Origin of the sequence: Pontiella desulfatans, from assembly GCF_900890425.1 — a bacterium.
Lineage (GTDB): Bacteria > Verrucomicrobiota > Kiritimatiellia > Kiritimatiellales > Pontiellaceae > Pontiella > Pontiella desulfatans.
In genome coordinates this window covers 345,881-369,290 of record NZ_CAAHFG010000002.1, presented here as the reverse complement: position 1 = coordinate 369,290, position 23,410 = coordinate 345,881, and the positions used below count along the sequence as shown (strand labels likewise).

Annotated in this window: 19 protein-coding genes, 2 tRNA genes and 1 rRNA gene; 5 read left to right on the top strand and 17 right to left on the bottom strand. The window is 57.2% G+C overall.

Translation table 11 applies throughout. The annotated features are described in order from the left end of the window. Nucleotides 1-102: 102 nt before the first annotated feature. From E9954_RS17290 to E9954_RS17240, 11 genes are all read right to left on the bottom strand, one after another. Nucleotides 103-179 (bottom strand) — tRNA-Ile (locus E9954_RS17290). Nucleotides 180-189: 10 nt separating this feature from the next. Next, nucleotides 190-265, bottom strand: a tRNA-Ala gene (locus tag E9954_RS17285). Between the two features lie 165 nt (nucleotides 266-430). Further along, nucleotides 431-2,005, bottom strand: a 16S ribosomal RNA gene (locus E9954_RS17280). Between the two features lie 973 nt (nucleotides 2,006-2,978). Then, a complete protein-coding gene (locus E9954_RS17275) occupies nucleotides 2,979-3,896 on the bottom strand; it encodes a ThuA domain-containing protein (RefSeq protein WP_136080553.1) in 918 nt (305 codons plus the stop codon). Next, on the bottom strand, nucleotides 3,893-5,125 hold the full coding sequence (locus tag E9954_RS17270) for a mandelate racemase/muconate lactonizing enzyme family protein (protein ID WP_136080552.1): 1,233 nt from the start codon (nucleotides 5,123-5,125) through the stop codon (nucleotides 3,893-3,895). The genes E9954_RS17275 and E9954_RS17270 overlap by 4 nt, the downstream gene beginning before the upstream one ends. 97 nt (nucleotides 5,126-5,222) lie before the next feature. After that, a complete protein-coding gene (locus E9954_RS17265; protein ID WP_136080551.1) occupies nucleotides 5,223-6,524 on the bottom strand; it encodes a Gfo/Idh/MocA family protein in 1,302 nt (433 codons plus the stop codon). Then, nucleotides 6,514-7,449, bottom strand: a complete 936-nt coding sequence (locus E9954_RS17260) for a DUF6807 domain-containing protein (protein WP_168442358.1) — start codon at nucleotides 7,447-7,449, stop codon at nucleotides 6,514-6,516. The genes E9954_RS17265 and E9954_RS17260 overlap by 11 nt, the downstream gene beginning before the upstream one ends. Before the next feature lie 139 nt (nucleotides 7,450-7,588). Next, nucleotides 7,589-8,905, bottom strand: coding sequence for a helix-turn-helix transcriptional regulator (locus tag E9954_RS17255; protein WP_136080549.1), 1,317 nt, complete (start codon nucleotides 8,903-8,905; stop codon nucleotides 7,589-7,591). An 82-nt stretch (nucleotides 8,906-8,987) separates the two neighbouring features. After that, the gene (locus E9954_RS17250; protein ID WP_136080548.1) at nucleotides 8,988-9,317 is read right to left on the bottom strand and encodes a TfoX/Sxy family protein; all 330 of its coding nucleotides are present in this window, start codon (nucleotides 9,315-9,317) and stop codon (nucleotides 8,988-8,990) included. A 49-nt stretch (nucleotides 9,318-9,366) separates the two neighbouring features. After that, nucleotides 9,367-9,732 carry a hypothetical protein gene (locus tag E9954_RS17245; protein WP_136080547.1) on the bottom strand — a complete coding sequence of 122 codons (366 nt, stop codon included), beginning with the start codon at nucleotides 9,730-9,732 and terminating at the stop codon, nucleotides 9,367-9,369. A 67-nt stretch (nucleotides 9,733-9,799) separates the two neighbouring features. Further along, on the bottom strand, nucleotides 9,800-10,222 hold the full coding sequence (locus E9954_RS17240; RefSeq protein WP_136080546.1) for a hypothetical protein: 423 nt from the start codon (nucleotides 10,220-10,222) through the stop codon (nucleotides 9,800-9,802). 185 nt (nucleotides 10,223-10,407) lie between these two features. Between E9954_RS17240 and E9954_RS17235 the strand changes: the two genes are divergently transcribed. From E9954_RS17235 to E9954_RS17220, 4 genes are all read left to right on the top strand, one after another. Next, nucleotides 10,408-11,355, top strand: a complete 948-nt coding sequence (locus tag E9954_RS17235; RefSeq protein ID WP_168442357.1) for a lysophospholipid acyltransferase family protein — start codon at nucleotides 10,408-10,410, stop codon at nucleotides 11,353-11,355. 26 nt (nucleotides 11,356-11,381) lie between these two features. Next, the gene (locus tag E9954_RS17230) at nucleotides 11,382-11,861 is read left to right on the top strand and encodes a hypothetical protein (protein WP_136080544.1); all 480 of its coding nucleotides are present in this window, start codon (nucleotides 11,382-11,384) and stop codon (nucleotides 11,859-11,861) included. A 2-nt stretch (nucleotides 11,862-11,863) separates the two neighbouring features. Beyond that, on the top strand, nucleotides 11,864-12,685 hold the full coding sequence (locus tag E9954_RS17225; RefSeq protein WP_136080543.1) for a class I SAM-dependent methyltransferase: 822 nt from the start codon (nucleotides 11,864-11,866) through the stop codon (nucleotides 12,683-12,685). A gap of 204 nt (nucleotides 12,686-12,889) precedes the next feature. Beyond that, nucleotides 12,890-13,519 (top strand): SprT family zinc-dependent metalloprotease, encoded by a 630-nt coding sequence (locus E9954_RS17220; protein WP_136080542.1) that lies wholly within the window; start codon nucleotides 12,890-12,892, stop codon nucleotides 13,517-13,519. A gap of 5 nt (nucleotides 13,520-13,524) precedes the next feature. Here E9954_RS17220 and E9954_RS17215 read toward each other — a convergent pair whose 3' ends face one another. From E9954_RS17215 to E9954_RS17200, 4 genes are all read right to left on the bottom strand, one after another. Continuing rightward, nucleotides 13,525-15,300: a HEAT repeat domain-containing protein gene (locus tag E9954_RS17215; RefSeq protein ID WP_136080541.1), complete on the bottom strand. Its 1,776-nt coding sequence runs from the start codon at nucleotides 15,298-15,300 to the stop codon at nucleotides 13,525-13,527. Between the two features lie 15 nt (nucleotides 15,301-15,315). Continuing rightward, nucleotides 15,316-16,611 carry a Gfo/Idh/MocA family protein gene (locus tag E9954_RS17210; RefSeq protein WP_222847218.1) on the bottom strand — a complete coding sequence of 432 codons (1,296 nt, stop codon included), beginning with the start codon at nucleotides 16,609-16,611 and terminating at the stop codon, nucleotides 15,316-15,318. 79 nt (nucleotides 16,612-16,690) lie between these two features. Further along, complete coding sequence (locus E9954_RS17205) at nucleotides 16,691-17,797, bottom strand: glycerate kinase (RefSeq protein WP_136080540.1); 1,107 nt, start codon at nucleotides 17,795-17,797, stop codon at nucleotides 16,691-16,693. Beyond that, nucleotides 17,794-18,750, bottom strand: a complete 957-nt coding sequence (locus tag E9954_RS17200) for a LacI family DNA-binding transcriptional regulator (protein WP_136080539.1) — start codon at nucleotides 18,748-18,750, stop codon at nucleotides 17,794-17,796. The genes E9954_RS17205 and E9954_RS17200 overlap by 4 nt, the downstream gene beginning before the upstream one ends. Before the next feature lie 159 nt (nucleotides 18,751-18,909). On the opposite strand from E9954_RS17200, the gene E9954_RS17195 reads away from it, so the two are divergent. After that, entirely contained in the window at nucleotides 18,910-19,728 is an 819-nt protein-coding gene (locus E9954_RS17195) for a PaaX family transcriptional regulator C-terminal domain-containing protein (RefSeq protein ID WP_168442356.1), read from the top strand. A 62-nt stretch (nucleotides 19,729-19,790) separates the two neighbouring features. On the opposite strand, the gene E9954_RS17190 is transcribed toward E9954_RS17195, so the two are convergent. Together E9954_RS17190 and E9954_RS17185 are read right to left on the bottom strand one after the other, a co-directional pair. Then, nucleotides 19,791-21,395: a hypothetical protein gene (locus tag E9954_RS17190; protein ID WP_136080537.1), complete on the bottom strand. Its 1,605-nt coding sequence runs from the start codon at nucleotides 21,393-21,395 to the stop codon at nucleotides 19,791-19,793. After that, the gene (locus E9954_RS17185; protein ID WP_136080536.1) at nucleotides 21,395-23,407 is read right to left on the bottom strand and encodes a TonB-dependent receptor; all 2,013 of its coding nucleotides are present in this window, start codon (nucleotides 23,405-23,407) and stop codon (nucleotides 21,395-21,397) included. Before E9954_RS17185 ends, E9954_RS17190 begins: the two co-directional genes overlap by 1 nt. Between the last annotated feature and the right edge of the window lie 3 nt (nucleotides 23,408-23,410).

Genomic DNA, 23,410 nt, shown 5'->3' with positions numbered 1-23,410 from the left:
ACATGCGCTTGTTGCAGTTATTCAATACTATGCAATTGTCAAAGAACACTCCGCTCAATGCGGAAAAATGTCGGCGTAAGATTTAGTGCGGAACCTTTTAAATGGTGGGCGTGACAGGAGTCGAACCTGTGACCTCATCCTTATCAGGGATGCGCTCTAACCAACTGAGCTACACGCCCTCATTCAAAATGGTGGAGGTAAACGGGATCGAACCGATGACCTCCTGAATGCAAATCAGGCGCTCTCCCAGCTGAGCTATACCCCCAAGAGTGGCTCTAAATCTTACTCGAATAACCCATAAGAGTTGATAGGCGTTTCGCCTCAGAAATGGTGCGGTTTGCCAGCCAAAACCTTGCGGCAGCATTTTCATGGTGCCATACCCCGAAGGGCAATACCCTAGGTCCGATTTCGCAATCGGCCTTCTCCTTAGAAAGGAGGTGATCCAGCCACTGGTTCCCCAACGGCTACCTTGTTACGACTTCATCCCAGTTACCGATCACACCTTAGGCGCCTTCCTCCCTTGACGGGTTGGATCAACGACTTCGGGTGCAACCGACTTCCATGATGTGACGGGCGGTGTGTACAAGACCCGGGAACGTATTCAAGGTATCGTAGCTGATATACCTTTACTAGCGATTCCAACTTCATGGAGTCGAGTTTCAGACTCCAATCCGAACTGGGGACGATTTTGAGGATTTGCTCCACCTCGCGGCTTAGCCTCCCATTGTATCGCCCATTGTAGCACGTGTGCAGCCCTGGACATAAGGACCATACTGACTTGACGTCATCCCCACCTTCCTCTTGCTTTCACAAGCAGTCTGTTTAGAGTTCCCACCATTACGTGCTGGCAACTAAACACAGGGGTTGCGCTCGTTGCGGGACTTAACCCAACACCTCACGGCACGAGCTGACGACAGCCATGCAGCACCTGTATAGCACCCTCGAAGGCTACGTTCCTTTCGGATCGTATGCAGCTATATGTCAAGCCCAGGTAAGGTTCTTCGCGTTGCATCGAATTAAGCCACATGCTCCACCGCTTGTGCGGGTCCCCGTCAATTCCTTTGAGTTTTAATCTTGCGACCGTACTCCCCAGGCGGTGCGCTTAATGCGTTAGCTCAGGCACGGATGGGGGTAAAGCCACCCACGCCTAGCGCACACCGTTTACGGCTTGGACTACAGGGGTATCTAATCCCTTTCGCTACCCAAGCTTTCGTCCATGAGCGTCAGTATCTGTCCAGAGAAGCGCCTTCGCCGCCGGTGTTCCACTTGATATCTACGCATTTCACCGCTACACCAAGTGTTCCCTTCTCCCCTCCAGTACTCTAGTCTTGCAGTTTCGAATGCAATTCCACGGTTGAGCCGTGAGCTTTCACATCCGACACACAAGACCGCCTGCGGACCCTTTACGCCCAGTAAATCCGAACAACGTTCGCCACCTCTGTATTACCGCGGCTGCTGGCACAGAGTTAGCCGTGACTTCCTCTGCAGGTACTATCAAATGGGAAACGTATTAAGTTCCCCATCCTTACTCCCTGCTGACAGGAGTTTACAACCCAAGGGCCGTCTTCCTCCACGCGGCGTCGCATGATCACACTTCCGTGCATTGTCAATGATTCTCGACTGCAGCCTCCCGTAGGAGTCTGGGCAGTGTCTCAGTCCCAGAGTGGCTGATCATCCTCTCAGACCAGCTACCCGTAAGCCTTGGTGAGCCATTACCTCACCAACAAGCTGATAGGATATGGGCTTATCCCTTTGCGACAGGTCCCGAAGGATCCCCGCCTTTATATGGGGAGCTATGCAGCTCCCGAACACATCCGGCATTAATCATCGTTTCCGATGGCTATTCCGAACAAAGGGGCAAATTACCCATATATTACTCACCCGTTCGCCGCTCTCATCCAAACTTTCTCTTCCGAAGAATTGATAATAAGGAATCCCGCTCGACTTGCATGCCTAATCCACGCCGCCAACGTTCGTTCTGAGCCAGGATCAAACTCTCCATCAAATTTCTTTCAAAATCGATCAGGTTCAGACCCTGTACTTATATATAATTCGCAATTTAAAACTCAATCTTCCGTCCCCTGCCAGGCAGGGTCAGGCGATCGATAAGTTTCAAAGCATTGGCTATAACAAACCGCACCACTTCTGATTCGAAGCGATGCTTCATTTCTGTCATATCTTATGAGTTATTCTGATTTCAAAGAACAAAAAGGCTTCAACTTATCGGCGCTGCGAGAGCGTCTTTCCCGTTGAAGCGGCGGACAACCTACCAGACTAGCCGGACGAGTCAACCGCTTTTGTAAAAAAAGTTTTTCAAGAACATCCGCTCAACACCACCTTCGCACCGGAGTGCTTTGGTTTGTTTTGAGCAGGCGGGTCATAGTAGGGATTCAGATGAATCGCGCAACCCGAAAGTTCAACTTTTTATTTCATGTATCAAAGATCAAATTAGCGCCCGGAGGCGGCTCCCTGTTCGACCTGCGCCGTGTGTTTCAACGACCGGTTTGTTTTGAACAAGGCGGGCTATAGTAGCGATCGAAACTTTTCGATCAACCCGAAAATCAAATTATTTTCAACCCCCTGAAAAGGGATAAACACTGCGCCTCTCTTAAGAGGAATTCCACCACTTTGCATGAACGGCTAGCAGCTCGTTTTGCGCAATGGGGAACCGGTTTAACAACCCGGAGAATCCCGAAACATTCAGCTATTGAAAAAGAACAGTTTCCATTCACCGTATGGCCTCATTAGCGGCTGACGTGTTGTGAACAGGGGGACGGATAGTAGTCAGAATCGGTTTTCCCGCAACCGTTTTTTCGACTTATTTTTCCGCCCTCCCGCAAACCGCTAATAAAGCGCGTTTTGCGAAAGCAACTATCAAGAGGCCAAGGGCCAGAAACATGTGGAAGAGCCGCCTTTGCACGGTGGATTCCCGCCCAGGAAGCGCCCAAAAGCGACTTCTCCCCCATTATTTTTTGTCGCTACCGGACGCCTGTCGGGGAATCGTCGCACTTCAAATCACCCATTGCATACTGGATGCCGTCGAGCAGGAAGCGGAGCATGGCTTTGGTTTCGTAGCTGGCGGGATGGTGCGACGGACTACAGAAAAAGACGCGCCCTTTGCCGTGCGACTTGATCCAAGCGACATAGTAATCGTCCTCCGGAAGAGGTTTTTTCAATGTCGCTGGATCCAGCCTGGAGACCTCCATCTCCAGCAGCGGCCGAAAATTCTTATCCTTATAGGCGTTCTTAAAGAGGTAGGGCTCGTCCTGATGGATGAAACCCTTGCCATCGAACGCGGCCACGAGCGGATGCTTCGGGTCGACCAACTCCAGCGTCACGGACTGGAACTTCGGATGCCAGTCGAAGCTGCCGCCCATCATGTCGCTAACGGCCGGGGAATTGATCTGGAATGCAATGGCGCCATGCACCACCACGAGCCCTCCCCCGCCATCGACATATTCCAACACATTGGCTTCCAGCTCCGCGGCCTTCTTTTCATCCTTAAGGACATCCCAAAACAGGTCGCGCTTCGACCGGTCGGGGCAAACATTGTTCAGGAGAACGGCATCGTATTGCTTCAGGCTCTCCTTTTCAAAAACGCTAATGTCGTCATTGAATTCCACTTCGAACGCGCCGCTCTTTTCGCCGAGCACCTTCGTCACTTCCTTCACATGCGGTGCCACGGTGTGCTTAAAGCCCGTCGCCAACGAGAAGACCAGCACCTTGCGCGGCTTGGCCGGAACCGCCATCGCCTTGGCCGGCGCCAACGATTCAATCCTGCCGACCCACTCCTCGGTTGGCGGTTTGATGTCCCCGGCCTCGGGCGCCACGAGGTATTCTGTTGCCGTCGCACCAACGGCCAACCCCAACACGGCAATCGATATCAAGTTCTTCATTTCATTCCTCTCAGCATTTTATCACCACCACTGCGCTTCATCAATTCGACCACCTTGGCCTCGTCGACCTCGACGCCGAGGCCGGCGCCCTTTGGCACATAGGTAAAACCGTCTTCAATTCTGATGCGCTTCTTCAGCACATCGGCACTCAGGAACTGGTCTCCATTGAGCGCAGCCGGTTTTTGCAGGCCAAACGCGCCATAAAGCCCCAACGTGGCCGCCAACGAAATATCTGGATCGGTCAGGCCGCTGCCGACCCACATCAAACCATTTTCCAAACACAACTCGATCTGTCGTTTATTGGAGGTAAGCCCGCCGCACCGCGAGGGCTTGGCCGCAATGCCATCGAGCATGCCGAGTTTGATGAACTCTTCGAGATCCTCCGGCACAACCACACCCTCGTCCATCAGGATGGGTAAGGCGCCCTGCTTCTTAAGCGCCTGATAACCGCTGATCCGGTTCGGGCGCAACGGCGCTTCAAGGATATCGACACCAACGTCCGCCAGCTTCGGTGCGGCCTCCAGCGCCTTTTCCGGCGTATAGCCGCCATTGGCGTCCGCCCAAAGGAAGCAGTCCGGCGCGTTTTTACGCACCCGCCTGGCCAGCTCCACATCAAACACGGGATCAGGGCCGACCTTTATATTAAAGTTGCGGTAGCCCTGTTTACTCCCCTCGCCCATCACCGTTTCTATATCGTCGAGCGATTTCACGTTAACCGTCCAGCTCAGTTCAATACGTTCGGAAGAGGGTCTCCCCCACATTTCCGAGAGCGACAGGCCTTTCAACCTTCCAACCAAATCGTGCAGGGCAATGTCGATGCCCGCACGGGTGATCGGCATGCCGGTGGAAAACCCGGGGGCAATCGCCTTGTCCATGATTTTGTGGGCACCGGAAATATCCACCGGGTCGTGCCCGATCAGCGCAGGTGCAAAATAGTCGCGCAGGGCTATGGTTGCGGTTTCGAGCGTTTCATAGCTCCACTTGGCAATCGGCACGCTCTGCCCCCACCCGACCGTCCCATCGCCTGCCGTCATCTTAATAATGATAGCCGCGCGCCCGTCGCCGCCGTGCGGCCCCGTGAAAAACTTGAAATAGCCCTTCATGGGGTAGCGCATCGGAAAAAGTTCAATTCGCTCAATCTTCACCATCGGATGCTCCCTTGCAAAAGCCATCGACGCCACCGCCACCGCCGTAACCCCTACCATCTCTCTTCGAGTCGTACCCATCATGTCCTCCGTAGATTATAGCAAAATCATTTAATGCAAAATGTTGGCTTCGACCACAATCAGGACAGTTCCTCATTTTGCATCAAATTATTTTGCTTAACTATACCGTCCACGGCTTGCGGTGCTCGAAGTCGAGCAGGGCATTGGCTTCCGGATCGCCGGTGATCTGCTCCTTGACCGGATCCCATTTCAGCTTGCGCCCATCCAGCTTCATGGAAATGTGGTGCAGCACACAGACCGTATTGGAGCGGTGCCCGATCTCGACCGTGCTGACCGGATCCTTACGGGATTGTATGGCCTGCAGCCAATCGGCCTCGTGGTGCTTGCTTTCATAGAGTTTTCCGGACTCTGGAATTTCCTGACGGAAAATTTCGCGATCATGCGCCTCGAACCCGCCGCGCCAGCAGCGGATCCATCCGTCCTCGCCAATAAACTTGACGCCGGGCTTCCCGTTTCTGGAAACCACCTTCACGCCGTTGGCATAGGTGGCCTCGCCGGAATAGCCCACGTGCACGTCGAACAAGCCGCGCTGGGGGAAATCGCCCTTGGCGCTGACTTCGACGGGGCCGCTGCCATCCATGTCCAATGCCCATTGCGCGATATCATACATGTGCGAACCCCAGCCCGTGATCATGCCGCGGCAATAGGCCTCGATCTGCAGCCAGCCCGGCCGCGAAAGGTCGTGCTGGGGGTGGACACGGCGCTCGGCGTAGGGCTGAAGCGGCGTGGGGCCGATCCACAGGTCGTAGTCCAGGTTGCCAGGCACCGGCGATTGCGACGGATCGCCGGTTCCATTGTCGGTCGGCACTTCCACCTCGATGGTGTGCAGCTTGCCGAGCGCACCGTTGCGCACCAGTTCGGCTGGTTTCCGGAAATAGATGCTGGAACGCTGCTGCGCACCCACCTGCAGGATCACCTTCTTTCGGCGCACCACCTCGATCAGCTTTTGGCCCTCAACCACGGAATACGTCAGCGGCTTCTGCAGATAGATATCCATCCCGGCCTCCGCACAGGCAATGGCGTTGATTGCATGGTTATGGTCGGGCGTGGCAATCACCACCGCGTTGACGCCGGACTTGGCGACAAACTCGCGGAAATCCTGCCAGACCTGTAAATGAACCGTCCTGCCCTGCTCGGCATATTTTTTCTCCAGTTCCTCAGCCATGGCGCGAGCACGCTTCAGGTCGACATCGCAAACCGCGGTAATCACCGCGTTGTATTTTTTGCCCTGCCCGAAAACACTCATGATGTTGCCGCGTCCCATGCGGCCGCATCCAATCAGGCCGATTTCCAGCTCCTGCTCCGCGCCATAGACGCCCGACGGAAGGATGAGGGGTGCAGCTGCAACGCCGGCCGAAGCGACCAAAAAATGCTTCCGGGAAAATGAGGTACTATTTTTCATTGCTGTATTCCTTCCAAAGGCGATCCGCCTGTTCTTTGTTGAGTTCACCATCATATACAAAAAAACGATAGCCACGCGCGTAGTCTTTGCCCGGCTCAAGATTCCACGAAGCCTGCTGCACCGGGTTAAAGTTGGCGAACACCGCCCCGTTGTGCTGGTTATCCCACGTACGCAACAGCTCCGGATGGGCATGATTCGTCGGGTGCCCCATCATCAGGAAGCCCGCTTTTCCACCCGTTGGAACCGCACCCTCGGCCTTAACCCAGGTTGCCCGGGTAAAGTTGGCGCCATAGCGGTCTTTCCCTTCGCTGGTCAGAATGGTGCTGTTATCCTTGTTCCACTCCGGTGTGGCGCGGATCGAGAAGCCGCTGTAGCGGTATTTCACAATTTCGACCGGCTTATCCGCGGCGCAACGGTGGATGATTTTGAAATCCAGATAATAGCCGATGGCGGCGTCCGTCTTGAACTCGACAACATCCACCTCCGTTGTTTCTTTCAATACGACCTGCGGACCGTCCGGCGCTTTGCGGTCAACATAGTCGCTTTCGGCAATGAATCCGGTCGAGGTCGAATCCGCCTTGCGGGCCTGTATCAGCCCATCGCCATTTTGAAGCTCCCACGTATTGATGTCGCGGCCGTCCACCTTGATCATTTTCCACGGCCACCAGAGGCCGAAGTGGTGCAGGTGGTCGGCCGGTTGCAAATCCGTCACGCAAAAACCGGAGGGCGTTTTCAGCGGATGGATAAAGTTCGAGCCCTTGAATTTTTCGCCGCCCGCCGGATTTTCCATCGGCTCGAAGCGATAGCCCAAAACCTCGTTTCCGTTGCTGGCAAGGCAGAGCGTGCCATCTTTCTTTTCCGCCCCGTTCACCCCAAAGGCAAAAGAGGCCGCCAAGCAAATCCATTTGATTCGTTGCATCATCATATCCATCTCCGGTTCCTTTTGAAAAAACATACAGATAACGGGATTGCGATAAAACGGCCCTAAAAATAGTGACATGGGGGCATTGAAAATAGTGACCACGGGGAAATCCCCTGTTTTTCCGCTAGTTCAGCTCCGGTTTTTAGAGATTATTTTTAAACTGCAGCGGCGTCTGGCCGGTATGTTTCTTGAAAACCGTTCCGAAATAGCCGGAATCATTATAGCCCACGCTGAATGCGGTATCCGTGACGTTGCTGTCGGCCAACAGCTCCTTGGCCTTTTCAATCCGCAACGCGGTCAGGAACTGGTTCACCGTCTGGCCGGTCCCCTTCTTGAATTCCCGCATCAGGTAGGCCTTGCTGATCCCCAGCGATTCCGCAATCTCGTCCACCGCAAAATCCCGCTCAAAATGCTCGCGCATGAAGGCCTTCGCTCCGTCGACATATTCGTTTTTCCGTTGCGCAGGCATCCCCGCAATCATCACCGAAAGCTCGGCGGCCTCGGTTTTCACGATTTCCCGAAGAACCGCCACATCCGAACCGGCGTCAATGTCGCTGCCGCGTTGGCTGTTCCGGCGGATCAAAACCTCCGTATCCCCGCCCGCCTCGATCGTTACATCGGTCAACCGGTTAAGCACCTCGCGCAACCGAAGCTTATAGACATCCAGGTTGCCGAGGGAGAGCTGCTCCAGGCCATCGAGCACATCATCAACGTCCCGGCCACCGGATTGCACCCGCATTTGGAGTTCGTCCTTCAGGAGCGAGACCCGCCCCTTCATATCGCGCACGTCCTGGAAAACCGCCCAGCTCCAGCACAGGGCGCAAAAGACGGAACCGACGTAGAAATAGCCCATGTAGTCGAGGGTCAACGAGGCAAAGAACATGATGCCCCCGAAGAGGAACGCTCCGGAAAGGAAGGCCAGCTGCTTCACGTTCCGCGCCCCCCTCAACTCCCGCACCATCAGATAAAGGCTCGGAAGCGCCAGCATAATGCCCACGCCAACCGCCTGGATGATGTGGGAAAAAGGAATTTTCCCGGAATAGGTGGCCCACGAGCGCATCTCCCGCGTCGGAGCGAACTGGTCGAACCACGTGTCGCGATAGAGGATATAGAGAAAAGTGACCAGCAGGCCGGCACCATAGGCCCCCCAGCTCAGGATTCGTCTCTTTTCGACCCCGGACTGGGCGGCCGCCGCAATCAGCAACGAAGGAATCGCCAGCGCATACAAAAGGAAAATCCGGAAATACAGAACCGGCTGGCTGAAAGCCACCGCCCCATGCTGAAACGGACGACCGACCAGAAACAGGATGAAACAGGCCAGAAACAACACATAGCCCTTGTAAAAGGCGGAGATCCGTTTCCGGACGACGGTGAAATAGACCAACACCATCAGGAAAATCTGTGCCGCCAGCAACGGCGCCACCAGCGATAGAATGAGTTCTTTTAAACTTTCGTACACGCAACCGACCTACTGTTTCCACAAGGAACGTTGCATGTTTTAACATTTAACCCGGAAACAGGAAACTATTCCTGCCCCTCTCCTATTTCCGAGGAAGCGTCTTCATAAAAACCATGCAACGGTCGATCCAGGCCGACAGATCTTCATCCTCGGCGATGCCTTCGGGATCGACGTTGACCATGCCCTTCATCGGGCGCCCGGTGAAGTCCATTTCGCGGGCATGGGGAAGCTTCAGGCATTCCTCGTATTGTTCCGGCCCCACCCGTGCCATCAGAATATCATCGATAATCCCGCAGCACATGTTTCCGGAGACCAGCAGGCACAGCCCGCCGAACATTTTCTTTTCGGTCACGTCCGGCACATCCGCCAGTATTTCCCGGATCCGCTCCGCCAAGCCTTCATCATAGGCCATACGCTTCCCTCACATAATTCCTCTGCGATCTCTGCGCCTGCGAGGTACATCATTCTTGAGCGGCCAACTTGCGGGCGCGGCGGACATCGACGAAGCTCTTAATAAAGAAAAAGAGCGCGAACAGGGTCGAGACGATCATCACAGAAACGCGAACGGTCGCCAGACCGTCGCTCCGGCCCATCGCCGCCGTCAGCGGCTTCACCAATCCGGCCAAGATCACGAGGGTCAAAAGCACCGCCACATGGGCCACGATTTTGTCCTCATTTTTGACGCCCTTATATAAGGAAAGAATAACCGCTCCGAATCCAACCGGAATCAGCGCCGTTTTCGAGGGCGTTTCCGAGCCCAGGTAGGCCCACAATCCGAACCCGATCAAAATCACTGCATTTATCAAACTTGCGGTATGCGCCTTCATGGAATCTCCTTGATTTCGGAGCATAATAGCCAACCGCATGGAAATGGCCACACAAAACAATACCGTTTTAGTTCTGTTTGTGTTTTGAGACCATGAAGCGGGAATAGGTCACCACGGCGAAGGCGCATACGGCCAGCCACAGGGTCATGAAGAACCAGTGCACCGCCCAATACCACCCAAACTCCTCGCGGAAAAAGGCGATGTTCATATCGAGCTGCGACATCTGCGGGCCATAGCGCAACAGCAAGGGAATGGTTAGGGCGAAGCCAAAAACCAAGGCCAGGGCATTGAACGATAGCATGGGCACGAACACCTTTACCGGGCGTAAACTACCCATGCAGATGAAGATCAGAATAAAGATCCCGAACGAAAGCATCCCCATGCTCCAGAAATTACTCATCAGCTCCACCGAAGGTTCAAAGCTGGCAACGAGGCTGAACAAGGCATCGATGCAATAGAAGATGATGTAGATCCAACCCAGTTTCCGCATGGCGCTCCCCCTGACTAAAGTGAGGGCAAAGAGTAGTCCATTGCCCCAAACGGATCAACCGAAACAGGCAACGACCCGCACGCACCATCGCACCGCATCCCATTAAGCCCATGCTATTGCAAACGGAATCAGCTCGTTTGGCTCCCGAATCGTGCGTAATGTCCTCCGATTCTCAAGGAGAGATCATGAGTCGAGCCAAGGAAATCCGAAGAGCACTCCGCCGTCCGCTGGAAACTTTTTTTTTCCGCCTTGGAACGTTTTGCATCCCGCTGTTCCCCCGCTTCTTCATCGTATTTGTTGCCCAGGTCGCCGGAACCATTGCATACCATGTGGCCAAACGCGAACGCACAACCGGCATGGCCAATCTGGACACCGTTTTCGGCAACACCAAAACCAAGAAGGAAAAAAAAGAGATCCTCATCAAATCGCTCCGCAGTTTCACCTTAACAATGGCCGACATCTTCTGGTTCTCCCGCAACACCGAAAAGCGCGTCAGGAAATACCAGCGCTTCGTCCCCGGCACCGGCCCCTATTTCGAACACTGCGCCCATGTCGTCATCACCGCCCACACGGGCAACTGGGAACTGATCGGCCTCGAAAGCGGATTGCGGGGAATCGATGTCGCCAGTGTCGCCGCCATCACCAAGAACGCCTCGATCGACAAACATCTCAACATCCTGCGCCAACGCACCGGCCAGAGCATTATCCCCAGGGAAGGCGCCATGCGCACACTCGTCAGCCGCTTCCGGAACCAGGGGAAGGCCGCGTTCGTACTCGACCAGAACACCGTGGAAGACCAAGGCGGAATCTGGGTTGATTTCCTAGGGATGCCCACCCCCGTTTCATCGGCACCGGCCCACCTGGCCTATCGCACCGGCACCGACATCATCTTCGCCTTCAGCCAACAGGCCGGCGGAGGAAAGTACGAAGCCCACACCGGCCAGGTCATCACACCGCCCCCATACGACAAAACCCACGACCAGGAAAAAATCGTCAAGGAACTCACCCAGCAAATCATGGATGTCATCAGCCAGCAGATCCGCACCCATCCGGAATCGTGGCTATGGTCATACAAGCACTGGAAATACATCGCCCCCGGAACCGACCGGGCCCAATACCCCGCCTACATCTGACCCGCACCCTCAATTCGATGCCGATCATGAAACAGCTCGCCGTCCTCCTCATCGCCATGCTGCTCTTCGGCTGCGGCGACACGGTAACGAGCCGTTATGCCACACGGGCGGAGGCCGAGCAAGACCGACTGTTCGCACGGGGCTGGCTGCCCGGAATCATTCCCGCTTCCAGCCGCAAGATCGTCACCAAGAACGATCTGGATGTGAACACCTCGCGCGGCAGCTTCTCGTTTAATCCCGAAGAGGCCGCGGACTTCATCGCCCGGCTGGTCGAGCTCGATGCCGACCCCATCCCAAGCGATCCGGAACAGCTTCGCATCTGGGAAAAAGGCTACAATCCATATGAGCTGATCCAGAGCGATTCCCGTTGGCTTTTCTATATTCATGCAACAAAAGGACACTGCGAATATTGGCTATCGGATGCGAAGCGGAAATCCAACCGCTATGTAAAACCAATGCTGAACACCTCTCCCCGAAACACGCGAACCATGGAAGGCCAGTTGTAGGCATGGACCTGATCCAACATTTCCGAAACATGTTCCCCGGAGTTGAATTGGAGATCGACGACCTCCTGTTGCTCGAAGCGTTCCAGATCGCCTATCTGCCCGGCTGGGTGCCGGAACAGGAATTTGCCACCGTGCTCCAGGCCCGACCGGAAATCCGCCGATATCTCGAAATGCGATGCCCCTCCATCAGCGGCTTCTTGGCATCCGCCAGCGAAAACCACCAAAACATCCATGGCAAACAACAACTGGAGCAAGCAGAAGAGCGGGTGGTTTGGACGATCGCCGACATGCTGGTCTATAACAAATGCCCGGAAGCCTACGACCGGTTGCCGTTCCACCAGTGGGACTTTGCGGAGATTACTTCCATCGTCGATCTCACCGGAAAAGTAGTAGTCGATGCCGGAGCCGGCACGGGACGCGTCGCGCTCGAAGCGGCCGCAACCGCCGCAACGGTGTTTGCCGTGGAACCGGTCGCCCGCTTGCGGGAATTCATGCGTACCAAGGCCAGGCAAGCGGGCGCATCGAACCTTTTCGTCGTCGATGGCCTTCTCCACGCCCTCCCCTTTCCCGCCGGATTTGCGGACGTGGTCATCACATCGCATGCCTTGGGATGGAACCTGGAAAGCGAACTGGAAGAGTTCGAACGCGTTGCGAAGGCCGGGGGCACGATCATCCATTGCCCGGGCACGGCAGACGGCAACCCCGAAGACGAGGTTCACAAAACCTTGTTGGCAGCGCCGTGGAAGTATGAGTTTTCCACCTTCGAAGAACCCGCCCCCAAGTCGGGCGGAGGCCGGAAACGAAAATATTGGAAACAGGCCTAACCAGGACGATCCGCGCACCGGCCAAGGAATCCAAAACACCCGATTTGTGTAATCCAGATTGACGATCGTCAATCTGGATTACACAACTTACCCCTCCCCGTCCCCCCGTTTCCACGATCGGCTAGGCGACATATCCGCACCGAGGCGCCATTTTTCGAACAGTTCGGGCTAACGGCAACCGGTCTCTATTTGGTAGCCTCCGGCATGCTTTCCGAAACCGACCAGCTGCGTGCTCGCTTTGCGCCGAACGACCGGGTGAAATTTGCTTATCAGGAGTGGATGGTGGAGGGCATCGTGTTGCGCACGAATTCGAAACGCGCGGTCGTGCGGGTGGACGCAGAAGAATTCACGGTTCCCTACGAACGGCTCAAATCCGACGCAAACGTTGCCGAGGAGCGGGTGCGGCGCATTGAGTCCGTCCTCCAGTTGGCCTTGGAGCTGATGGCCCAACATGGATTGAAGGGCTGGCGCTTCAAGTTCGACCACTCGACCCGGCGGGCGGGGAGCTGCCATTTCCGCGAAAAACTCATCACGCTCGCCTTCGACCTGGCGCGCAACGGAACAGACGAGGATATCCGCGACACCATCCTGCACGAGATTGCCCACGCGCTGGTGGGCAGGAAGCACAACCACGATGCGACCTGGAAAGCCAAGGCCAAAGAGATCGGCGGTTCGGGCGAGCGCACGCACCGGTTGCAGTTTGCGCCCCCGCGGTGGAACGTTACCTGCGAAAACCGCTGCTGGACGCATACGGCCCAACAGCGGAATCCAAAGCTCATCTGTAGCACGTGCGGAAGCAGGCTGGTCTACACCCCCTACTCCGCAACGGCCTGACCGCTCTACTTCTTCTTTTTGTCGATGACCGCCTGGATCATCTCCTTCTCTTCATCCCGGCGGCAGGTGGCGAGCGCCTGCTCCGCCTGCTTCTTGTTCAGCTTCTTTTGCCCGGCCAGCAGGCGCGAGGCTCCGCGCATAAGGGTTACATGGTTCGCCACCGACATGGACTCGTCGGCTGCGAGCTCGAGCATAACCGGAATCGCATTGTCGGCCTTCCATCCACCCAGCAGCTTGACCGCCTGCTTCTGCAACGCTTCGTCGCTGGACTTGCACGCTTCGGCAACCGGTTTGAGCGCTTCCGTGCTACCGGTCTGCACCAGCGCCTGGAGAATGTTGGCCTGGCTGCGCGGGGAAGCGCCTTCCATCCGCGCTACGAGGATGCCAATCGCCTTGGCCGGATCGCTCGAACGCCGCAGGAGCTCAACCATGGCATTCAGCACATCGCGAGAAACGGGCGATGTTTCCTTGGCAACCATCAACTCGCTCAGTTGCTCCAGGTTGGCCATGCCGCCAATTTCGCCAATGGCCTTCACCGCGGCCTTCGGGACTTCCTTGCCCTCCTCGGCGGCATAGGCAAAGAAGGTTGGCATCAAGTCGCGACGTCCGCGGTTGGCCAGCGCAGCGATGGCGGCCGCACGCCGGTTCTGGTCGTTCGCACTGGCGGCTTCCTTTTCGAGCACGGCATCCACACCGTCGGCATCCAGCATGCCCAGCGCCCGGAGCGCTTCCGGCCGGCCGTTGGAAAGCAGCGCGGAAACGGAATCGGAGGAGCCGATGCGCGCCAGCACCTTGGAGGCATCGTCCTGGATCTGGGTATCGGACGATTTCAGCAGAGGCTCAACCGCCTTGGCAAAGGCGCGGTTGCCGCTGAACTCGATCGCCGCCAGGCCACGCGCCTGCAGGTAGGGCGGCAACGGACCGAGCTGCCCGGCAACCAAGGCCTGCAACCTGGCGTCCCCGCTCTGCAAAGCCGCCTCGATCACCGCCGACTGCAAGGCCGGGTTTCCGGAAGCCATGGCCGAGGCGGCCACGTTGCCGCCATTGTTCAGCGCCAACCCCAGCAGGGCCACGGCACGAACCTCCTCCGTTTCGTTTTCGGAATAGAGTTTTTGGAACACGGCCACATGTTCCGTGGAGAACAGCGCCGCATCAACCTGAACCAACCGGAATTCCTTCTCCTTGGACCGGTGTTCGGCCAGCACCCGGATGGCGTCATCGCTACCCATCCGGCCCAGCGCCTTGACGGTGGCGATGAAGATCAGGTCGTCATTGCTGTTCAGGTAATCGACGAGCAGCTTAACCGCGCCGGCTTCCTTGCGCTCGCCCAGGGCCTGGATCAACCCGGCGGTTTCGCGGGCATCGCGCGCCTTGCGCATCTTCAATTGCGCACCTAGCGCCTGGGCCGCGGCGGGCGACGGATTGACCGCCAGCGCACGGCGGGCATCGTCGCGCACATGCGGTTCCTTGTGGTTCAGCAGCTTGGCCAGTGTCGGCACAGCCTCTTCCCCGCCGATGCGCTCAAGGTTGCGGATCATCGGCTCCATCACCGCAACAACCGGAACATCGTTCTGCAGCACTTGGCAGATTTCTTCGCTGACGGCCTTGCGCTCGTCTTCGTTTCCGGGCTTGCCGGCGTTGGAACAGACCGCAAGCAGGTCCAGGCGGGCCTGCGTCTGGATGCCGAGGTCGTCGGACGCCAGCTGCGGCAGAAGCTCCTGCACGGCGGCGTGCGATGCCGTGGCGAGCAGCACAATCGATAAGAGTGTTTTCATATACATGGTGACATATCCTTCCTAAAGGGTGTAGGGCGCGCGGCGCGGGCGGTCGAGCCACTTGGAGGCCTCGGCATCGCCGACGATCTCTTCCGTTGCGGGGTTCCAGTTGATCGGCCGTTTCAGCCGTTCGGAGATGGCGCTCAGGTGGCAAATGCTCGCCGTGCGGTGGCCGATCTCCACATCGGCAATCGTGCGCTTGCGGGTACGGATGCCATCGAGGAAGTTTTGATGGTGGCTCATGGTCGCCTGCAGGTGGATTTCCGAAGGCGCCAGCGGCTTGTTCTTCAGCTCGCCGGGAATCGACTTCAGATCTCCGCTGCGGCCAACCCCGATCGAACCGTTCTCGCCATGGAACTCGATCATTGAACCCATTTTGGCATCCTTGGAATCGCGGTAGATGGTGGGGCCGTTCTTGTATTTGTAGCCCTGGCTGGTGGAACCATTGTAGCCGATCGGGAAAAAGAACTCGGGGCCGGAATGATCCATGCCCAGCGCCCACTGGATGATGTCGTAGTGGTGGGCCCCCCAGTCGCCGTTCTTTCTGGAACCGTATTCCCAATAGGAGCGCCAACCGCCGCCATAGTTTCCTAGAACGCGATTCTTGTTATAGGGATACCAAGGCGTCGATCCCAACCAACGGTCATAGTCGAAACCTTCCGGAATCTCTTCCTCGGGCAGCACCTTGCCGTCCGGGAAGCGCCCGAGCCGGGCGTAGACGGTGTGCACCTTGCCGATCCAGCCGTTGCGCACCATCTCGACGGCCTTGCCAAACGAGTATTCGGATCGCTGCTGGCTACCCACCTGCAGGATCGCGCCATGGCGCCGGCAGGCATCGGACAACATCCGCCCCTCCCGGATCGTCAGGCTCATGGGTTTCTCCACATAGACATCCTTGCCGGAGCGGATCGCATCCATCGAGATCGGCACATGCCAGTGGTCCGGGGTAATCACGAAGCAGGCGTCGATATCCCTGCGCTCCATGATTTTCTCATGTTCGTTGTAGCAGGCGCAGTCGTTGTTGCCATACTTGGAGTCCACCTTGCCCTTGGCCTCTTCGCGCTTCTTCGTATCGACATCGCACACCGCCAGGATCTGCACTTCCTTTCGGCCCAGCATATTGCTGAAATGGCCCTTCATCATCAGGCCAAATCCGACCATGCCCAACGTGATCCGGTTGCTCGGGGCGGTGAACCCGCCAAAACCCAGGGCGCTGGAGGGAATTACGGTGGGCGCCGCAACGGCTGCCGCCGCAACGCCCGTGCTTCGCAGCAGGTTCCTGCGCGATAGGGAGTTCTTCTTCGAGTTCATCATCATACCCTTTCTTGGAAATCGAATTTTCGAGGTTTGCTGTTATAGGGATCCGCCGGCAATAAATCTTGTATATTCAGCGGAACTACTTGTACATAATCCGCATCACGTTCCTGATCACAAAGGCGAGGTCGTCCGGGGCATGGGCCATGCATTCCTCCAGCGAAACATGCCCGGCGGAAATGCTGAAGGAAAAATCGAAAACCTCAAGAAACGGTTCCATTTCCCCCTGCAAGGCGCCGGAAACCAGCAGGGTTTTTGCGCCGCGCCCACGCGCCATGGCCGCCAGCACCGAGCATAGCTTGCCCGAAGCCGTTTGACCATCCGTGCGCCCCTCCCCGGTAATCAGCAGGTCCGCCCCCACGAGGGCCGCCGGCAAACCAACGGTCTCCGCCACCAGGTTGGCGCCCGGAACAATCCCGGCGTTGCAGAATACGCGGAGGCCATAGCCCAGCCCTCCGGCCGCGCCGTCGCCCGGCGCTCCCCCCACCCCGGCAACCTTGCACAAATTAGACAATCCGGCATCGAGCTGGCCAACCATCCCCGGTGTCGCCCCCTTCTGGGGGCCGAAAACCGCCGCCGCCCCGTTGGGGCCCGTTAGGGGATTCGTCACATCGCACGCCACCCGGATCTTCGCGTCGGCCAGTCCCGGAAGAACGAGCGAGGAATCGAAGCGCGCAATGCGCGAAAGAACCTGGCCTCCGCGCTCCCCGATTTCATTCCCGGCCGCATCGAGCAAGCGGTAGCCCAGCGCCTGCGCCATGCCGGTTCCGCCATCCACCGTGGCGCTCCCGCCAATCCCCATAACGATGGAGGCATGCCCTTGCTCCAGCAGATGCTTCAGCACTTGCCCCGTACCGAAGCTGGTTGCCTCCATCGGGTTGAGCCGGTCGACCGACAGGAGCTCGATCCCGGAAGCGGAGGCCATTTCCATGACGGCCGTGCCATCGGGCAACAGGCCATAGTGCGCCTCGACCGGATCGCCCAGCGGCCCGCAAACCTCCAAGGCATGGAGGCTTCCGCCGGTCGCGGCAACCATGGCATCAACGGTACCCTCGCCACCATCGGCCATCGGGAAGGCCAGCACCTCGGCCTCCGGAATCTCCATGAGGATGGCGCTTTTGATGATTTCGCACACCTTCGCGCTGCGCATGTTGCCCTTGTATGAATCGGGCGCAACCACAATTTTCATGATGAACTCCTGACCACCAGTTTGCCTTTTAACAGAACCTCGCCCGCCTCGCTGGGCGCAACCACGGCATCGAATGCCCGCTTCGCCATCTCCCGGATCGGCTGCCGCATCGTTGTGATCGGCGGAATGAACTGCGCGGCCGCGGGAATATCGTCGAAACCCGTAACCGCCAGCGACGCTCCAGCGTTGTGCAAGGCATGCAACGCCCCCATCGCAATCACATCGGTGGCGCAAACCAGCGCCAATTCACCGGCGTTCCCCGAGAGCACGTTCCGGGTTGCCTGCAATCCCGCCTCGAAACCATCCGAGGTCCAAACATGGTTTTCAACGCCCATGCCCAAACTCTCGGCAACCTTTTCCAACGACTGGTAGCGCAAGGAATGGCTGAACAAGTTCGAACCAATGAATGCGCAATGCCGGCACCCCTTGGCCCAGAGATGTTCCAGCAACTGGAGCGCGGCATCCTCTTCGTCGATACCAATGCGCAGGCTGGCCTCCTCGCCCGCCCCGCAATGGCCAATGCGAGCCACCGGCATCTTGCCGAAACCGGCCAACCACTCCGAACGGTCGGCCGAACCAATCACAACCAGGCCATCGATGGCATGCTTGTGCAGCGGCGCGAGGTCGGAGCTTTCAGGATGGCGACCCTTGAATCCGGCCAGCACCAGGGAATAGTCCTGCTCATGCGCCTGCGCCTGCAGTTGTTCGATGATCGCCCCGAAGAAAGGATCGCGGAAATCGTAGACCACCACCCCGATCGTACGCGAGGCCTTGCCCTTCAGCGTCAGTGCCGCCGCACTTGGCACATAGCCCATTTCCTCGGCCACCTTCATCACCCGCTCGACCGTCGCATCCGCAATGCCCACCTCCCGCGCCTTGCCCGAAAGCACCCGCGAAACCAGCGCAATCGAAACCCCCAAACGCTCCGCAATCTGTTTTTGACTCACCGCCATACCATCACCTCAAACTTTTGAGATAGTGTCGCCAACGCCGCTGCGTTTCAAGGTTTCGCTCATCCTTTCACCCCCCTCCGGACGGAAAAACTGACGGCCGTCAGTTTTTCCGTCCGTTCATCCGTGACCTCGATGGTGGAAATCGTTTATCTTCGCCCAATGAAATGGGAACCCTTCCACCACCCCGACCTCTCATTGCCTGTCGTCCGCCGCAAAGTCGGGCAGGAACTTGCCACGCTGCTGAAAGACACAGGAGCCATGATCCTGAGCAAGGGGGCCAGCGACTTCTACGGACACTGCTATCCAAACCAAGAAGCATTCCGGAAATCGATAGCCCGCTTGCGCAAACAAGGGCTTGTCGTTACGCCCCACACCGACGGAACGATGCCGGGGCTGGAGCTGACCCCCGAAGGGGAGGCCCGCCTGCCGGCCTATTACAAGCCGGACAAGTTGTGGTCTAAACCGTGGAACCATTGGTGGTATGTGCTCGTATTCGACATTCCGGAAAAGGATCGGGACTATCGCAACAAACTGCGGGCCTTTCTGAAGACGCTGCGCATGGGATGCCTCCAGCAAAGCGTTTGGATCACACCGCGCGATATTCGTCCGGAATACGACGACCTTGACCATGCAGCCGCAGTCGACAGCATTGCCCATCTATTCGAATCCAAAACCGTACTGGGCCACGGAAACCAATCGGTCGTATTGGAAGCCTGGGATTTCGACGCCCTGCAGGAAATCCAGAACCACTATCTGGCCTACGCCGAAAAAAACCTAAGCCTGCTGGAAGGCAACCGGTTTTCGCCGGCGGAACTGATGCAACTGCTACGCATGGACAACCTGGCTTATTCGCAAGCCATGACCAATGATCCACTCCTGCCCAACGAACTGCTCCCGGAAAGCTACACCGGCAAACAGGTATTTGCCCGGCACCAAGCCCTTGGCAAAAGAATCGCAGAGCAGATCGAACCCCACTAGCCGGACGGAAAAAGTGACGGCCGTCACTTTTTCCGTCCGTTTGGGACCTCTCCCTCTTGGGATTACCGGGCCTCGAGTTGCAGGCGGAAAAAGGCGTTTGTGCTCTTGCACGGAAGTTGCAGTTTGAGATTGAGCCCGTTCCCGATGTGGATTTGATCAAGGATTTCGGGGACGGCGTTTGCCCAGGAAACGAGATCGGTGGACTGAATGATGCGGAAATGGGCGGCCGCGGTTCGGTCGAGGGAGAATTCGAGCACCATGGATGGCCGGCCATAGACATCGTTTGTTTGCACTGCGGAAGGGGCTGGGACGGAGTTGTCAACGAGCCATTCGGACAATGGGATTGGTGCGTTGGCGGCGGAGGCTTCTACGATTTCGAAATCGATGAACACATCTTCGGCCGGGGCCACGGAGGCATTTCCCTGCTGGAAGGCGTGGAGCGTGACCGCTCCGGTTTCGGTGCCGAGATCGAGCAGATGGCTGTCTTCTCCAATCAATGCGGAATCGGGGCCGTGCTGCACCTGTAGTTTTACCGGAAGGCCGCTTGAGGAGTAGGCGTTGACCTGGACGGTTCCGCCGTTGCGGAATTGGTTCGGGATGGGCTCAACAAAGATGTGCTGGATTTCCTCCGCGACGATAAACGAACGCAACACGGACGATGCGGACGCATAGGTTGCATTCCCTTCCTGACTGGCGACAATTTCCACGGTTCCGGTGCCGCCAAAATAGAGCAGACCGTCGGTTACGGATGCCGTGCCGGATTGGATGGCATAGGAAACGGGCAAGCCGCTATCGGCCACCGCATTGAGCGCCACCGATTTGAAGGAGAGTTTTTGATGAGGGATTGGGCTGAAGTCGATGGACTGGGAAAGACCGCTTAACGGAAGTTGGTTGATCACCCCGATCGCATCGAGGTCGAACCCGGGACTGCTGATCTGGAGATAATCCGGATCGTAGATGGTTGTTCCGAATGAATCCTGGGAACCGGCCCCACTCACAATGTCCTTGATCCGCACATGTGTGATGTTGTTCAGATCCAGATGGGGATAGTTGGCTTGCAAATGGTTTTTATATGATGTCGACATGAAGGCCGCATCCGCGGTGAAACACGCCGCATAGGTATCAGCCAGCTCGGAAAGGTCGAAGGGCGTTCCATAACCCGCCTGGTATTTTGAAGCGAGACCATAGATTCGTTTGGCGACATGGTTGCCGGTGTCGTCGTTGTTCACATAGTTCCGAAAGCGACAGAAATGGATCCCATCGGACGAGACTTCGACCCAGCCCAGTTCGAGGAAGGTATCGCTGAATCCGTTTTCAAATACCGCAAAGTCATATCCGTTCCCGTTAATGATGGGACGGGAAAAGGTCATGGTGATTTCGCCACCGGGGCCAAGCACCACCACATCGCCGGTTATCCCGGTTGCTTTACCCAAGGCGAGCTGGGGGGTCTTCCATTGGGCATCGACGCCGGTTCCATAGACCACGTTTTCGTATCCATCCGCCCAGCCCGCGAAGAGGGAGCTATCCTTGTGGATTGCGGTGCTTCCCGATGTTCCGGCAGGGCCTGCAAAAGGATAGAACAACGGATCCCCGGGCCAATAGGTGGCCGCCTGCCCCGCCGAAAGCACCCCCAAACCAACCACTAACAAGAGCCACGCCTTTTTCATCAAAACCCAACCTTTATCCCGCCATACGCGGCGCGCCCGGAACCAGGATAGTAGCCGCCGTAGTAGGCGCTGTCGACATACTGCTTATCCAGCAGGTTGTCTATTTTTGCAAAGACGGAGAAGCGCTTCCCCATCACATAATCGATCCGCAGGCCAAGCAGGCCGTAGGCGTCGAGCTTGGGGAGCTCATTATCGAAATCACCGCCTTGGTACTGACTGGACTGCCAGGTATACATTCCGGTTAAGCGAAACCCCTCGGCCGGTTCCAGCCAGGCCGCCGTGCTGGCATGCGCCTTCGGAACCAAGGGGACGGTGCCGCCATCGTGCTCTCCGCCGTCGAATTCGGCCCGCACCAGCTCCGCGCCCACCGAGGCACCGAACCACCCGGAATCATACCCAACGAAAAGATCCGAACCGTAGCGAAGCGTGTCACCGATATTCATGTTCAGGTTTTCGACCTCGTCGTACCCAATCTCGTCCTCCATCATGAGGCAGAATAGCGAAGCGGATGCAGTCCAAGGGGCCGATATGTACTTTGTGCCAACTTCGATGTTGTTGCCGGTTTCGGGATCGAGATTCTTGTTCAAGGGATCCGCCAACGGATAGCCTTGATAGGATGCTGTTTCATCGAGCGCCGGATAGCGGTAGACCCGGTCATAGCCGATCCAGAAACCATATTCGTCCACCGGTCTCCAATTGAGCGCAAGATCGGCCGCCCAGCCATCTTTTTCCACATCGCCTTCAAACGATGCCTCTTCGTTTAGCTCCGGACTTGCCGGATAGTCGGGATTCGGAATCAGAATCCCCCATGGATTTTGAAGAAACTCTTCCACTGAAGCGGTCGTATATTCGACATTCTTCCCTTCCGTCCAAGCATACTCATAGCGAGCTCCGCCGCTGAGCGTAAACGAGTCGGTGAGATCCTTTTCCGCCCAGACAAAGGGGCCTGTTGTTACGCGCGCCATCTCCGCCGTATTGACGGTCGAGCCTTCCTGGCCGATAAAGTCGAGCATGTCGTAGCGCAGCTCGAGACCCAGCGAAACAAAGGTATCGTCGCCGCCGAATTTCACGATGGGCGTGGAGGAAAAACCTAGTTGCTCGTTCTGCCCATTACGGGTTGCCAGTCTCCAATCGGTATCGCGCCAGTTCAAGCCCGCCTCAAGCTGCAGATCGCCCCACTCGCGGCCACCATCCCATAGGGCGGTGATCCGCGCATTGTCCGTATCCGAATATTCCGTTCCATCGTTGGCGGATTGCATCGGGTCTTCCAGATATTGCTCATAGCTCAACGGCCCGGGAAACTGGACATGGTTTTGCCCACCGGCCAACCGGAACACCAGGGAGTCGGCCTCCCCGAAATCAACGCCGATGCTGGCATTGGCATTCTTGCTCCAGGAAAGCGAATTCTCGCGATAGCCTTCGTCGCGCTGATCGTTCACGCCAACGTCTCCGAAGAAAGCCCCGGCGGCCCCGGAAACGCGAGCGCTGTATTCCTCGTAGCCGAAACCACCAAGCGTAGCCTTCACGAATCCGGAAGGCTCGCCGCCCTTGCGGGTGGTGATCTTCACCACGCCGGAAACGGCATGGTTGCCGTAGAGCACACCATGCCCACCGCGTAGCACCTCGATCGACTCAATGTCGTCAAGTGGGAGTTGCTGCCAATCAATTCCGCCCATGTCGGGGCGGTTCATCTTGTGGCCATCCACAATCACCAGCACCCGCAGCCCGCTGTTCTCGCCAAACCCCCGCATGGCCAGCTCGCCGCCCATGCTCTTGCCTGTCGTCGAGCGGAAGCGGACATTGGCCTTTTGGCGCAGGAGGTCGGGCACGCTCTGCGACTGGGAGCGCTCGATGCTCTCGCGGTCGATCACGGTTACATCGGAAGCAACATCAAGTACATCGGCCGAAAGCGAATCCAGCCGCGATGCAGACACCACAATGGCCCTGTTGGTTCCCGCGAAAACGGGAACCACAGCAACCAACAGAGCGGCTATCTGCAACCGGATCGACATTGT